We start from the raw sequence: 15,186 nt of genomic DNA, 5'->3' as shown, positions 1-15,186 counted from the left end.
CTTATACATGACAAAGAAAAAAGTCATAAGATTCTGATAAAAGAATTGAAACTAAGCGATGAATCATATGATGCAAATAAGCTAAAAAAATGCAAAGATAAAGATAATCCATTGAATCCTATAAACAGGCAGTGTTACTTACTAAAACGATTTCTAAGATCTCATCCAGGATTTTCTAGAGATGATATACAGCATTACATTAATCTATATTGCTTTATATCTAATCCCCCAGCTGATAAGCTAGAAAAGGTCGAAATGGTACTAAATAGCGCCATACACCTTACCAAATCATTAAGATACAGAGATTTCTATGCTTCAAAATCCCGATAAAATAAGGATTTTGAGGTTTTTAGTAGGCTCACTGTGTAAATAATGATTTTATAAATAATAATTGAGATTGCAAGGAAGATTGAAACGAGAAGAAAAAAGTAAAAAACGACAATTATATCAATTAAGATTATTGCTATTATAGGGATTATTATAAATTTATGGTTAATTCTATGAGTTTATCAGTTGAATTGTCTAAAGAGATAGATTGTACTGTGAAAGATAATTTTGAAACAATGATAGAGACTAACAAATATTCTCCTGGAATGTATGAAGATATAAATTTCATCTTTTCTGTATCCGCTCACCATGCTTTTGAATATACAGTTGATAATAATTACATTAAAAAATAAAGCATATATATTTATGGCATGTTTTACATTGAACAGTATGAAGATAATGGAAATTCTATCAATGGATATTTAGATTATATGAAAGTAACAATGAAGAAAAATGGTAATCAATATAAATTAGACAAAGTCTGGACACCTAAAGACGGAGATCAATATCAAACATCATTATTAAAAGAATTCCCTATTAATACATGGAGTCGAATATTGTTGACGGGAGATAGATATAGACTTGAATTGGTTAAAGAAGGTAGGCAACAATATGAAGAATATATACTGGACAACAGTAAAAAATAATTAAAATGAAAAATTAAAATTAGAACTTTTTAAATCTTATATTTGTTTATGTTTATTTATTGGCTTCCTCAATTGAGTTGTCATTAATTCAATGACCTTTATACAATTCATTAGATATTATAAAATTAATGAGATATGAAGTCAAAATAGATGTCAAGCATATAGTCATCAAACTAAAAAGTGCTGAGAAATTTTTTGGACTTCATAATCTCACCAAAGATGAATCATACAGTGAAGAAAATATCAATCTTCGTATTTTCAATAATGATATTGCTTTTCAAAATACTGTACAAAAAACAAAACCTATAATATATCACTATCAGGGAAATATCAAAAAATCAAAAATGATAACAGGATTTCGTGTCCTGTATGTCCTTTATATGTTTGAAATGGGAATATTGCCCAAGAATGCACCTCATAAAAGAAAGGTGCATTTTTTTTTGAAGGAGGATTTAAGATACATGGATCAAATAACAAAGGAAGCAACTCTATTATGTAAAAAAGAAGAGTCAATTGTCAAGAATAGACTGGAATCACTTATTAAGGAACAAAAGTGTGTCTACAACAAAATCAGATATTGTAAAAATCCTGATACAAAAGAGAAACTTCAAAGAGATGTGTATAGTCTTTCCAAAAAAATTAAGGAATTACGAAAGGCGGTGAGGCTTTATGAAGGGATAGAAAATCGTTCATTGAAGATGAGAGACATTATGAAATCAATGAATGAAAGACAAAATGATACACAATTCAACAGCTTATATAGAAATGCAGAACGATAAATGATAAAATGTAAAAAGGCTATTAACAAGAAAGAGGAAACCATATAATGATATTATTTGTTGATGAAACTGAATGTGAGGATTATTTTATTGTTGCTGGTTTATTGACCGTATCTAAGTCTATGACAGATATGACCTATAAAAGATTTAAAAAAAGATTAAGACTATGAAGTTATCTGAAAAAACTAAACAACAAATATTTTTAGAATTTAAGGGTGTTCTATTAGATAGACATTATCAGAAAATAAAGATAAAGATGTTAAAAGAACTCAATGATATGAAATACAATGTGTATTTTGCTTCATACATTAAAAAGGATAAGTCATTTAAACAGGAAGACAAAGAAAAACAGTATATCTTTCTGTTAAGTAAAATTGTTAATTCAATTGATCAGGATATATCTATTATTTTTGACACATTTAATAAACCAGACTTTGAAGATAATATGATCAATACCATAAAATTGCATTCTAATGTTTTATCAATTATTCCGTGTGATTCTAGAAATGAGCCGATAATTTATGCAGTGTAATCAGGCTAAATAAATCGAAAAAGGAAAACGATTTCTATTCTCTTATTGAGAATAACATTATTGGAGTTTGATGAGAAAACCATATGAACATTATGTTGATATAACTTAACAATAATGGTATATTCTAAGTAGAAAAAGAGTATATTCTTTATAGGTATGATTTTCTGGCGTCTTGTCGCTGGATGTGCAGATTGATGCGGAATCATACCTTTTTTTCTTTAGGTAATTTAAAATAACTTGCGGTTGTGGGTTTTTGGATTATCAAAAAATAAAGAAGTTCTGATAAAAACAGAACTTCTTTATATGTATCTTAGATTTTTAATGAGAATATCATGCCTTATTCATCTTGTGATATTTTAAGTATTGTTGATATATGTGTGACTTTTAAAGCATTCAATCTTAGTTTTAAAACAAGTATATATAAAAGCATTATTCCAAGTATAAACAGTATCATTACTAATGATTCATCAATGCCACATACATAGGTAATAAGACATTCAATTATTGGTAGTGTAAGAAAACATAGCAATATTTTGACTTGTTTTTTTAAATATAGTTGTTTCAATAATGATAATGGAATTCCTAATGAATACATGATTGAGATATTTTTTTGGTTTTTCTTCATATTTTTCAAGATATCATAAAACAAAAAGCATATGTTCATCACAAATAATAAGATTTCTACAATGACAAAGATAATATGATAAAAATGAAATTCTTTTTGTTGAATTATCCAATCTGTAAGAATACTGTGGTAGACTGATATGTTTTTTTGATTGCTGTATTGCTCATATACCTGATCGACATCTCCATCAATGATGATTTCATAAGATAAAGTTTCACTGGTTAATAGATCATACTGAGTTGGATATTTTAAGGAATAAGGGGTGTCTTTTAATTTATTGATCATATAATCATATGAGTAATAAATCTGCATTTGATTGACATCCTTTTCTTCAATGATTTCTTTGATAATGAATGTTAGAGGGTAACTTTCTTCTTGTAACTGATAGGATAATTCAATAGTTGAACCAATTTCCTGTTGCAGAGCTTTAGCAAGCTTGTCATTGATAATAATTTCATTATCATGAACTCGTGAAGCATCAGGACATGGATAAACATTGACTTTTTTTAGTTGATGATTGATTTCTAAAGGTTGGAAAGGAATCAACAGATGGTTATTCTCTATATCTTGTAGAGAAGATGTATAATCTGTAATATATAGGCTTCGATAATTAAGGGCATCATGACCATGTTCCTGCATGAACAAAGAATAATCAATTTGTACACATACAATCTCTATAAGAATGAGACATGTTAGTATCAATGACATGATGGTCATCTTTTTATGAAATATCTTATGGAAATAATAGCGAATAGATTGTTGATTGTAATTTGGTTTTGGGGATATTTGAAGTTTATCGTTTTGTGATGATGAAATGCAATATAGTTGATAATCTTTTATTTCATAGCAGTAATCACTATATTCCATCATCAGCTGTTTTTCATGAGATGCAACAATGACAGCACAATGGTTTGAAAGTTTTTTTAGTAAATCCAGAACAATTTTTTTATTTTCTATATCTAACGATTCAGTTGGTTCATCACAGATAATAACTTGTGGTTTTTGCATAAGAGCTCTTGCAATACCAACTCTTTGTTGCTGACCAGCAGAAAGTTCATATGGATAATGATCTTTGATTTCCTGCAAGCCTAATTGCTGCATGATTGAATCCATAGAAACATCTTCATTATATATATCTTCTAACATCTTTAAGTTTTCATATACTGTCAATTCATTAATAAGTTCATAGGTTTGAAAAATACTTGTTATATGAATATCCTTATCTATAATTCTTTGACCACTATCTATCTCTTCATAACCAGCTAAAATATTAAGTAATGTTGATTTTCCACTCCCACTTTTTCCACATAAAAGATAAAATCCACAATTTGAAAAATCAAAAGATAGGTTCTGAAAAACGATATGATTTCCAAATGATTTATGAATGTTTTGAAGTGCAAGTTGCATAATAATAAACCCCTTCTATGATGATAATGAGAGTTGCTGTAATAAAGGAAGTCAAAAGGTATGATAAAAGACTATGTGATGAAAGAAGTGGATAACCGAATTGAGCGGCAATAGTATTCATTAAATTGTAGAGAATTGTAGAGAAAATCATCTGTAAAGCAAAAGCAGTAAGTAAACTTAACCCAATAATGATTCCATAAATGATGAACGGCTGATAACCATAATGCTTATAAATATAAGTTTCTTTTCGATAACGTTTTCTATCGAAAAATAGTATTAGAATATAGATGACTGTCAATGCAAATAATCCACCACCAACAAGCAAATAGAAATAGAGAGTTTGGTGATTTTCAGTGGCCTGCTCATCAGCTAGGATGGAATCTGTATAAACAACAAATTCACTTTTATTACTGTTTAATGTTTGATTGATATTTTCAGCAATGGCTGTTTCATCCTCTTGGACATCACTGATAAAAGATACATAAAGATATTTGACTTTATCCTTGTTAGTAATATGGTGATCACTTAATAAATCTTCCATCGTTCCTTCTTGTAAAAAGATCATATAATCATCTTTGTTTTGAGCATAAGCAATGCCTACAATTTTGAATTCTTCAGATAGACCAGGGCTATTCATATTCAAGACTTCTTCCGTGCCAATGAGCTGTTCCATGCTATCTAAATGTTTTGCCTTATAAAGTTCTAAGGCAAGATTTTGTGAAATGACAACCTCTCGATTGTTTTCCGTCATTCTTCCTGCTAATAAATCTATTTGACAACCTTTAAACAGTTGATAAAACTGGACTTTGAATCCATAATCAGAAAAATGAACTAAATCAAGAACAAAACCATACTCTCCATCTTGAAATGTTTCAATATTTCGATAATCCATGTATAAAGGAATATCTTTTGGAAAAGATTGGCCACTTTCGCTTTCATACAGTTTGACATCATTTTCTAATATGGATAAACATGTTTGATAAAAATCTTTATTTTGATCTTCTGGTTTCATTGTTGATATAGCTTCTCTTATATCATCAATATACATTTCCGGATAAAATACAGAATTAAAATTCACTTGTGCTGCTTGCCAACCAAACTGGTATCCTATGACACCATTGATATTGTCCTTGACAATTTGAATATCTTGATCATCATATAAATCACCAGTTTTTGAGGACATCTGATGGTCTCGACTTTGGGTAATAATGAGATTATCATGTGTTTGCCATTTTCCATTTTGATGAATCATCTGATCTAGAGAAGGGAACAAAGATACACCAACAAAGACAAAACATCCAATCAAAAGGATAGATAATATCTTAACCAGTAAAGATACATATCTTGTCTGAATTGTCTTTATAATCATAGAAAAATGTTCTTTTATATGATGTAAAGAAATATCTTTTTTTAGGATTCTAGGTTCATCTTGATAATCGTAATTGCTATCTTCAATAATACCTTTTCCCATATGAACAACATGTCCAGTGTATTCATCTATGAGGGCTAATTCATGAGTCACAATGATAACACCTTTTTTGAGTGAGACTTCTTTCAATAATTCCATAACAAGATGACTATTTTCATAGTCAAGAGCTGAAGTTGGTTCATCACAAATAAGATAATCACAATCTACCAGTAAAGAACGAATAATCTGTATTCTTTTTTTCTGACCTACTGATAACTTTTTAACTTTAGAGTCCATAAAATCATTTAATTCAAAATGTTTTAACATATCTATTATTTTTTTTGAATCATTATTAACCAATAACAGATTATCAAGTACACTCATGTTTTCTATGAGATTGAGATTTTGTTCGACACATTCAACAAGACCACAGTTTTCAACTTGTCCTTCATAATCTGTATCTTTGCCAGATATGATATTTAATAGTGTTGTTTTTCCACAACCACTTGGTCCTATGATATATGTTATGCCATAATTTGGAATCATTAAATTAATATCTTTTAAAGCATGAATAACATTGTTTTTATTATGATAAACTTTTGTAATTTGAGTTAATTTCATTCTATGCACCACGCTTTCAATAATTCTATTAATATTTTATCAAAAATAGAATTATTATACTATTTATTTTGTTAAAATATAAAAATATATTGTCTATTTTGTTCATAACTTATTGGCTTTATAATATATGACTAATATTGAAAAATAAATACTATTTTTTATTAAAAAATCATTGAAAGAAAAAGGAATTATTGTTTGTGATAGATCCGATAGAAAACTTTGGGTGAACACTCTATTGATGAAAATTATTATTTAGATATGATATCAAATGATAGTATATGTTATAATTAAGAATATAGATAAATTGAAATTTTATAGGAGGTATTTAGTTTGACGAAAAAGAAAAATGAAATTAATATTCGTTCAAGTGCAGCAGAGTATCTTACCTATGTTGCTTCTATCGGGAATCAGAAAGATAGCATTGAAATGCGCTATGAAGATGAGAATATATGGCTGACACAGAAAATGATGGCTGTTCTATATGGGGTTGATGTACGTACAATAAATGATCATATAAAAAAAGTGTTTGCCGATTCAGAATTAGAAGAATCAGCAACTATCCGAAATTTTCGGATAGTTCAAACTGAGGGAATGCGTGAAGTTCGAAGAAATACAAAACATTATAACTTACAGATGATTATTGCTGTTGGTTTTAAAGTAAATAATGAACGTGCTGTACAATTTAGAAAATGGGCAAATAATATTGTCAAAGATTACACTATTAAAGGTTGGGTAATAGATGATGATAGGCTTAAAAATGGAGGCTCTGTACTTACAGTAGAATATTTTGACCGATTACTTGAGCAGATACGTGAAATTCGTTTATCCGAACGAAGATTTTATCAAAAGATTACAGATATATATGCGACTTCTCTAGATTATGACCGTACAGCAAGTACAACCAAACAATTTTTTGCAAAGGTTCAAAATAAAATGCACTATGCAGTGCATGGACATACTGCAGCTGAGCTGATTTATGAAAGAGCAGATGCCAGAAAAGAACATATGGGTCTTACAACATGGGCAGCTGCTCCAGAAGGAAAGATTGTAAAAAGTGATGTAAGTATTGCTAAAAATTATTTAAATGAACAGGAAATGCGATCACTAGAACGTATTGTATCTGCGTATCTTGATTTAGCAGAAGATCGTGCAGAAAGACATATCCCAATGACTATGGAAGATTGGAGCAAACGTTTAGATTTATTTTTAATGGCTGATGATCGTGAAATTCTCAAAGATGCAGGAAAAATAACTGCAGAAATTGCAAAAACTAAAGCAGAAACTGAATTTGAGAAGTATCGTATTATTCAAGATAAACAATTTATCTCTGATTATGATAGATATTTATTAGAATTAGAAGAAAGTATAAAGGAATAGTTAAATATGAATATTTGAGTGCTTTTAAAAATTGGGAAGATCATGGCTTTTCTAATAAAGCATTGGAGTGGTCTTCTAAGCTGAAAAATATAGAAGCAATAGAAAAAACAACTATTATAGATACATATAATGATTTGGAAAATAAGTCAAAATCTATATTTTCAAAATTATTTAAAAAGTAATAAACAAGTTGAAAATTTGAGGAGGATTGTATGAGAAACTTTAATATAGAAAAAGAAATGTACAGACGAGCTGTTGAGCTAATTGAAAAAAGATATCCCAAAGGTTGGGGAGGTGCAGGTGTAGTACATACAGCAAATGGACATTATTTTACCAGTGTTAGTATAGATACTGCTAATGCTTCAGCCGTTTTGTGTATTGAAACAGGTGCAATGTTAGAAGCACATAAATTCAACGAAAAGGTTACACATTGTATGTGTCTTGTACGTGATGATGAGAACTCTCCTTATAAGGTTTTATCTCCTTGTGGGATATGTCAAGAGCGACTTAGATTTTGGGGAGAAGATGTGCAAGTGGCAGTCACTACACAAGACAATTCTTTACTTTTTGTTCCTTTACATGAGTTGCAGCCATATCATTGGTCAGGAGCATATCCTAGTGATGAGTTAGAACATTTTGAGGATTGAAATCAATTTCGAAATAACATATTTTAATATAAAAAGTGCAATCAAGTAAAAAATCTGGTATGAGGAAAATGATTCAAAATAAAGTTTTATAGATGTTTACAAAAAAATATTATTTCCTCTTTAATTTATTTGATTTTTAAAGTAGTTCAGATAGATAAATTAGAAGTTATCAAGGTGTTTTTATGGAAGGAGTTGAAAATATGAATTTCTTCGAGATAGTCCTTACATTAGCAATTTCTTTGGGGGCAATAGTGTGGGGTGTGAATATTTATAATCAAAAGGGTACTTGGTTTCTTGCTGGATGGAATACGATGAGTAAAGAAGAAAAAGCAACATACAATGAGAAAGCAATATGTCATTTGTTTGGAAAATGCGTTGTTTTCTGCGGAATAGGAGCATTTCTTTTATTATACGGCAGCTTTAATCACAATGATTTTGTTTTATGTGTTGGACTTGGGATAATTGCAATAATGGTTATTCTATCAATTATAATACCTAAGATAAATCCTAAAAAATACCGTCAATACAAATAGTAATTTATTATTTGGAGGTAATTATGGAAAAGAAAAAAATAGTATGTTTATGTATTATAGCGGTAATAATTGTGGCAATTATAAGTTATTTTATAGGGTACAAGAGAGCTTATGATGATTTTGAAAAAAACTTAGATAATCATAAGGTATCATATCAAACTTTTTATGCAACAATTACGGATATAAGAGATACTAATTTTACAATAGATAATATAGCATTAACAGTAAAAGGCTTAGATATAAACGATATAAACTTTCGTGGAAATTTTGAGTTTATAATTACAGAGGCTACTGAATTAGAATGGCGACATACTAAAATAAATGCTGATGAGCTAGAAATAGGAGATAATATATCAATTATATTTACTGGTAGTATACAAGAAACAGAACCAGCAGAAATAAATGATGTGATTAAAATACAGTTATTAGATGATGAGAAATAGTAAGTTGTAGATTGGAGTTAGTTATGAAAAATGTAATATATATATTAATTCAATGCACTTGGGGATTGCCACAAACATTGTTAGGATTTATAGTATTTTTAATTAATATAAAAAATAAACATTATTTTTATCACGGTGCAATTATTACTGAAAGAAATGTTCCTTCAAGTGTATCTTTGGGAATGTTCGTCTTTACAACAACTAATCCGATGAAAGATAAAAGAACAAAAAATAAAATACCAGATGAAGAATTAAGTAAAAGGCTTTTAGTTCACGAATATGGTCATACAATTCAATCCCTTATTTTTGGACCATTATATTTAATAGTAATAGGGATTCCATCAACACTATGGGGATTTTTGCCATATTTTCAAAATAAAAGAAACAACGGAGTATCTTACTTTAGCTTTTTTACAGAAAAGCTTGCTAATTATTTAGGTGAAAAAGTTACAAAAGAAAAATCAATGGAAAATGCTATTATATAAATTAGAAGTTTGTGATGGTAGATAATATGGAATGGTTTAATGTTTTTGGGCTGATTTTTATTGCAGTCATTATGATACCCAATGTTGTATTTGCGATTAAGTGCAAAGATGGATTTGATAATAAGTGGAATAATAAATATGTTGAGGTCACAGAACAAGTAGGGAGATTGGGTTGTTTCGGATTCATGATAATCAATATTCCGGGAACTTGGTTCGGGTGGTGGTCTGACGAAGCATTTGCACTATATCTGATTGTAGATACCATATTGGTAATGCTTTATTGTGCTATTTGGATTATATGTTTTAAGAAAAACAGCGTTTTCAGAGCATTAGCACTTTCTATTATTCCTTCAATGTTGTTCTTATTTAGTGGGATTATGAGTAGGTCAGTGCTATTGATTATTGCATCAGTATTATTTGCACCAAGTCATATTGTGATTTCATATAAAAATGTAAAATGATATTTACAAATTCCAGTTTATAGATTAATGACATGATAACAAGTTATTGCATAAAAAAATTCTGATCATAAAATCAGTACTTTTTAAAATTTTGTATTTTTTGTACTTATTTACAAGCTTCTTCGCTTGAATCTGCATCCCAAATTTCGCTGAAAAATCAAGCCTTTTTGAGTTTTTATAGTTCCTAGAGTCTCACAAAATCAGTTAGAAAATGATGAAAAAAATTTGTGTGCAACTCTCGAAGTCTGTAATCGCCTCAGGAAGTCTTTGTCTCATGAGTATTACTAAATCAACTATTTTTACTAAAATAAAAATGTAATAAAATAAGAAAACAATTATAAATATGAGTCATGAGCTATATACTATAATATGAAAAGAATTATATCTAAACATATAATATTATGGAAATTTAAACTTATTTATGTTATATTGTCTATAGAAGATAATTCTTCTCTAAAACGGAGGACCATAGCCTGAGTTGGAACCAGTAAAAGGGAGTTACAATAGCCTTAGTTGGTAGATTTAAGTTTTTAAACAGAGAAGGTCTTATGACTTTTCTCTGTTTTATTTTTATTAGTGAGGAGGTTATAGATATATGCGTTTATTTAAAAGAAATTCAAAAAATAAGTTTGTTTATACCTCAACAAGAAGAAGTATTAGGTACAGTTTTGAAAATTAATGGTTATATCTATTTTTTACTTATAAATAATGAGGATAGTAGTGATTATGAAAGTGATGGTACAATTAAAAAATCTACTCCTTTCGTATTAAGGATGACATCTTCTGATAATAAAAAAAGTCTTGGTAAATGTATGTTATCTAATATGTTTCCGGTCCCTTATAATGAATTGTTATCATTTGACTTTACTGTCATATCGGAAAATTTAATATCTCTTTTCAATAAAAAAATAGAATATTTAAAGAAAAATAAATCAAGAATAGAAAAGTCAGCGCAAAGAATATACAAGCAAAAAATAAAAGGTTATAAACAACCTTATCTTAATAGGACAGTTGATTTTTTTGTGGCTGAAAAGTTTTGTACAGATTATGAAATGGAACATTATGGCAAGCATTATAATCGTTTTCCAGATGATGAATACTTTATTAGTAATCCTTTCACTAATGGAATTACAGAATATTATTTAATGAACAAGACGACAAAAATTTCTAAAATTACATTAAATAATGAAAATAATACTGTTGTAGATATTGTTGAAATATATAATCCTGATTATGCACCTTTAGAATGTTTTAAAGAAAAACAACTTAATGTTAATTGTATTACTTCATGGTTTAGAGGTCGTGGCATTCCTTCATGGAGAGAAGGATTAGATGATTTCTTAGATAATGTTGGTATAAAAAATAAGGACATTTTATTAAATAAAGCATTTGGATTATCTTTGAGTGATCAATATTGGTTAAATCCAGTCGAAAAACAAATGGACTTGCATGATATTAATTTCTTTATGAATGATTTTAATAGTCAGGATTTTATTGATGCAAGTTTTGAAAATAAAATATTAATTAAAGATAATATCAATTTATATACGCCTAACAATACATCTGATGGAATGTTGAAGAAAGCGTGGGTTGTTGAATCTGATAAGAAAAGATATTTATTAAAAAGTTCTTTAAGACAAATGGACTTAGAGCCGTTTTGTGAAGTTCTTGCAAGTGATATTTGTAAAGTTATAAACTTAGATCATGTTGATTACACTATCGATCAAATAGGTCATAAAATAATGTCAAAATGTGAATGCTTTATTGATATTAATACAGAATATATATCTTCTTTCTCCATTCTTAGATTCGAAAATGTAGATTTAAATGCCGAAAGAAGTACAAGTGTTTATAAATATTATATTAAAATATTGGAAGAAAAAGGAATCAAAAATGTAAAAGAAAAACTTCTTAAAATGTTTATTTTAGATTATTTAATAGTTAATAAAGATAGACATTTAGGAAATTTTGGTGTAGTAAGAGATGTGAATAGCTTGCAGTGGTTAGATATAGCTCCTATATTTGATAGTGGGCAGGCAATGTATTCTCAAAGCAAAATTTATGAATACAATTTTCATACGGCTTCTGGTACGTTCTTCAATCAAAAGGGTATAGATTTTGATTATATTTTGAATACTGTTTCTCAAAACCAGAATATTGAAATTAACTATGATGAGTTATATGAAGTTGCTATTAAGTGGAGAAATATGCTGTATAGATATGATTATTTAACTGCAATGGGGGAAGATAAGATAGAAGCATTGTATTATGGATTGATTCAACGTATAGAAAAATTGAAAGAGGTTTTATAAAACTGGATTTCTCTAATTGGATATGGGTTTCTGACCACTTGAGGTTGGATGTGCAGATAGATGCGGGCCTATACCTTTTCTTATACAAATAAGAAGCCATGACTTTCATCATGACCAATGGAGTCACCTAGTCTAATATACTAAGTTGACTCCATTGGGCTAGTCTGTATGGACTAGTCTTTTTTATTTTAATACTTTCTAGTTTTGTATATGATTTTTTATAAAGTGTACATATTTTTTAGTAAAAGTATTATAACTATAGTATAAATAAAATTAAGAAGGTATAAAATAATGATAAAGTGTGATAAAAAATGTACTATTCCCTTGATTTTGATTTTTTGTGTATATATAATGAAGTCGAGAAAGAAAAATGGGAGTAATAAGGAGAAGAGAATTATGGCAGGAGGAGAAAAATATAGCGTATTAGAAGTAGCGAATTGGTTTTTAAACAAAGAACGTATGGATCAAAAAAAGCTACAAAAATTATGCTATTTTGCTTATTCGTGGTATTTATACTATTTTAATGATATAGAAAACGGTATAACTAATCGTCTATTTAAAAATGATATTCAAGGGTGGGTACATGGTCCAGTGAGTTATGAATTATATAGAGGATTTCCTTTTAAGGGCATGGAACTTTTAACACCTGCAAAAGGATACGGTAGTGTACCAGAAACAGATACACTAACTGTAGATATATTGAATGATGTTTATGAAACATATAAAAAGTATACAGGAAATCAATTAGAAGCAATGACTCACATGGAAGATCCATGGATTGAATCAAGAAGTGGTTTAAATCCATATGAACCGGGTAAAAAAGTGCTTAGAGACGAAACAATTTTCAATTATTTTTCAAAATTAGCTAGTGAGTAAAAAAGGCGAAATAAAAGCTTTCAATGCTCCTGGTTCTAAAACCAAAGCAGAAAGCATTGATGTTTCATATTTAGAACGAAATATTGTTTTGGATTTTTCGTTTCCGTACTTATTTTATTTTGTTAATTTTAATGATTTCACTAACAAATTTAGAACCCCTAAACAGTATATAGAGTATTTTGATTATATGCACAAAATACTTTTCGCTTCGCTATCTAAGACAAAATGTAAAAATTTGTTCGATCGCAGAGATGAAAATTTTAGAAAGCATAGCCATGTGATTTCAGATTCTAAACAAATCAATTTAATTAAAAACATTATTAAATCGCTATATATAGCAAATGGTTTACCTGAAGGAAAAGCAGATTCATGGATTGAACAGAATATTGGTGATGCATATTTGTGGCAAATAGGACTTGCAAATGAATATGGCAGGGTTATAGGGTATTTTCAAGAAAATATATTTAAAATTATTTTATTTGACCCTCACCATCTTATTTATAAAACGGAAAAGGGCTCTATTAGAAAATACAAAGATGTTTCTACCTTTACTTTTTTTCCTGATAAAATAAAAAGGTTTACATTTCCAAAAAAATGTATAAGATGTGGGGCGACTGAAAAACTAAATTCCAGATTTGATGATGCAGTCATAAAAAAAGAAATATATATATGTGATAATTGTTTGCTAGAAATCCTAGATTATAAATAATTAAAAATACCTAATTTGTTATACAAAGCACAAAAAGCCTCTAGCCATTGCGGTTAGAGGTGTTTTTTTATGCTTTTAGGGTGTCGAAAAGGTGTCAAAAAGTAAATTGCCCTAATTTGAAAAATAAAAATAATTTATACTGAAATAAAAAAAGTCCTGATAAAATCAAGACCAATGGAGTCAACTTAGTAAGTTGGCTTTTTTTTATTTTTTTGGAAATAAAAGAGTGTCTTTTTTACTTGTAGTTAAGTATAATTATCTATTTATTATCTTATTTCCTTTACTTTTGTTGTATAATGTAGTTAAGAAAGAAGGTGCTTCTATGTTCGTTAGAGTTATCAAAAATAATAAGGGTAAGAAAAATACCTGTTTTTGCGCACTCGTTGAATCCTATCGTGATTCTTCTGGCGTTCCTAAACATCGTGTCCTTATCAACTTTGGGCAGGTTGATGAGGAATCCGTTCCTTTTCTGAAGGCTGCTTTCGCCAAGAAAAAGCCTCGTCTTGTCTATGATGATGAATAATGTAGTTAAGTCTTCTCAGCTGGCTGCTATCTTCAGTGAGTTTAATGCTATCATTCATTCTGATATCACAAACAGACTCTGTCGCAAGAGAACACAGGACTTTACCAGAAATAGAAATATGAATTTCTATTCGCTCATCTATTACTTCATCTTCAGAAACAGAACCACAACCAATGCTGAACTCTCTCATTTTTATTCTTCCATAGATCGATTTGAGAAGAGAATAAGCAAGCAGGCTCTCAACAAGGCCATTAGAAAGCTGAATCCAAATGTTTTTTCATATCTCATCAATCGATTTTCAGCCATCTATTATACATCGTCGCTCCCTAAAAAATATAGAGGATATTTCCTGATTGCAGAAGATGGGACCTATATGGAAATCCCATACAATGTCTATAATATCTATGATTTTCATTTTGTGGAGAATCAACATATCATTGACATGTTCGATGTCAAAAAAGTCCAGTCCAAGGC

The 15,186-nt window shown here is 28.9% G+C and carries 16 protein-coding genes; 13 read left to right on the top strand and 3 right to left on the bottom strand.

Annotated elements, in window-relative coordinates; genetic code table 11:
• The 4 genes from B5E79_RS13710 to B5E79_RS12155 all read left to right on the top strand — a co-directional run.
• The coding region (locus B5E79_RS13710; RefSeq protein WP_206393202.1) for a hypothetical protein at nt 1-330 on the top strand (330 nt) is incomplete at its 5' end.
• A gap of 368 nt (nt 331-698) precedes the next feature.
• Nucleotides 699-974 carry a hypothetical protein gene (locus B5E79_RS12165; protein WP_143746786.1) on the top strand — a complete coding sequence of 92 codons (276 nt, stop codon included), beginning with the start codon at nt 699-701 and terminating at the stop codon, nt 972-974.
• Between the two features lie 461 nt (nt 975-1,435).
• Nucleotides 1,436-1,753 carry a hypothetical protein gene (locus B5E79_RS13355; RefSeq protein ID WP_143746785.1) on the top strand — a complete coding sequence of 106 codons (318 nt, stop codon included), beginning with the start codon at nt 1,436-1,438 and terminating at the stop codon, nt 1,751-1,753.
• Nucleotides 1,754-1,919: 166 nt separating this feature from the next.
• The gene (locus tag B5E79_RS12155) at nt 1,920-2,285 is read left to right on the top strand and encodes a hypothetical protein (protein ID WP_087298211.1); all 366 of its coding nucleotides are present in this window, start codon (nt 1,920-1,922) and stop codon (nt 2,283-2,285) included.
• Between the two features lie 337 nt (nt 2,286-2,622).
• Here the strand turns inward: B5E79_RS12155 and B5E79_RS12150 are convergent, their stop codons facing one another.
• Together B5E79_RS12150 and B5E79_RS12145 are read right to left on the bottom strand one after the other, a co-directional pair.
• Nucleotides 2,623-4,317 (bottom strand): ATP-binding cassette domain-containing protein, encoded by a 1,695-nt coding sequence (locus tag B5E79_RS12150; RefSeq protein WP_087298210.1) that lies wholly within the window; start codon nt 4,315-4,317, stop codon nt 2,623-2,625.
• Entirely contained in the window at nt 4,289-6,346 is a 2,058-nt protein-coding gene (locus B5E79_RS12145; protein ID WP_087298209.1) for an ABC transporter ATP-binding protein/permease, read from the bottom strand. The genes B5E79_RS12150 and B5E79_RS12145 overlap by 29 nt, the downstream gene beginning before the upstream one ends.
• Nucleotides 6,347-6,676: 330 nt before the next feature.
• On the opposite strand from B5E79_RS12145, the gene B5E79_RS12140 reads away from it, so the two are divergent.
• From B5E79_RS12140 to B5E79_RS12100, 9 genes are all read left to right on the top strand, one after another.
• Nucleotides 6,677-7,723 carry a virulence RhuM family protein gene (locus B5E79_RS12140; RefSeq protein ID WP_087298208.1) on the top strand — a complete coding sequence of 349 codons (1,047 nt, stop codon included), beginning with the start codon at nt 6,677-6,679 and terminating at the stop codon, nt 7,721-7,723.
• A gap of 212 nt (nt 7,724-7,935) precedes the next feature.
• The gene (locus B5E79_RS12135; protein ID WP_087246084.1) at nt 7,936-8,370 is read left to right on the top strand and encodes a cytidine deaminase; all 435 of its coding nucleotides are present in this window, start codon (nt 7,936-7,938) and stop codon (nt 8,368-8,370) included.
• Nucleotides 8,371-8,552: 182 nt separating this feature from the next.
• Entirely contained in the window at nt 8,553-8,903 is a 351-nt protein-coding gene (locus B5E79_RS12130) for a DUF3784 domain-containing protein (protein ID WP_087298207.1), read from the top strand.
• A gap of 23 nt (nt 8,904-8,926) precedes the next feature.
• A complete protein-coding gene (locus B5E79_RS12125; protein ID WP_087246078.1) occupies nt 8,927-9,346 on the top strand; it encodes a hypothetical protein in 420 nt (139 codons plus the stop codon).
• Between the two features lie 23 nt (nt 9,347-9,369).
• On the top strand, nt 9,370-9,831 hold the full coding sequence (locus B5E79_RS12120; protein ID WP_087246076.1) for a hypothetical protein: 462 nt from the start codon (nt 9,370-9,372) through the stop codon (nt 9,829-9,831).
• A gap of 14 nt (nt 9,832-9,845) precedes the next feature.
• The gene (locus B5E79_RS12115) at nt 9,846-10,292 is read left to right on the top strand and encodes a hypothetical protein (RefSeq protein WP_005330834.1); all 447 of its coding nucleotides are present in this window, start codon (nt 9,846-9,848) and stop codon (nt 10,290-10,292) included.
• Nucleotides 10,293-10,840: 548 nt separating this feature from the next.
• A complete protein-coding gene (locus B5E79_RS12110; RefSeq protein WP_087298206.1) occupies nt 10,841-12,604 on the top strand; it encodes a type III toxin-antitoxin system ToxN/AbiQ family toxin in 1,764 nt (587 codons plus the stop codon).
• A 396-nt stretch (nt 12,605-13,000) separates the two neighbouring features.
• Entirely contained in the window at nt 13,001-13,480 is a 480-nt protein-coding gene (locus tag B5E79_RS12105; protein WP_158095504.1) for a Panacea domain-containing protein, read from the top strand.
• Nucleotides 13,473-14,189: a hypothetical protein gene (locus B5E79_RS12100; RefSeq protein ID WP_087298204.1), complete on the top strand. Its 717-nt coding sequence runs from the start codon at nt 13,473-13,475 to the stop codon at nt 14,187-14,189. Before B5E79_RS12105 ends, B5E79_RS12100 begins: the two co-directional genes overlap by 8 nt.
• Before the next feature lie 431 nt (nt 14,190-14,620).
• Here B5E79_RS12100 and B5E79_RS12095 read toward each other — a convergent pair whose 3' ends face one another.
• The gene (locus B5E79_RS12095; RefSeq protein WP_087298203.1) at nt 14,621-14,902 is read right to left on the bottom strand and encodes a hypothetical protein; all 282 of its coding nucleotides are present in this window, start codon (nt 14,900-14,902) and stop codon (nt 14,621-14,623) included.
• Nucleotides 14,903-15,186: the final 284 nt, after the last annotated feature.

This window comes from Massilimicrobiota sp. An134 (assembly GCF_002160815.1).
GTDB classification, from domain to species: domain Bacteria; phylum Bacillota_I; class Bacilli_A; order Erysipelotrichales; family Coprobacillaceae; genus Allocoprobacillus; species Allocoprobacillus merdigallinarum.
The sequence above is the reverse complement of the archived record's forward strand: the minus strand, read 5'-3'. Positions and strand labels throughout refer to the sequence as shown.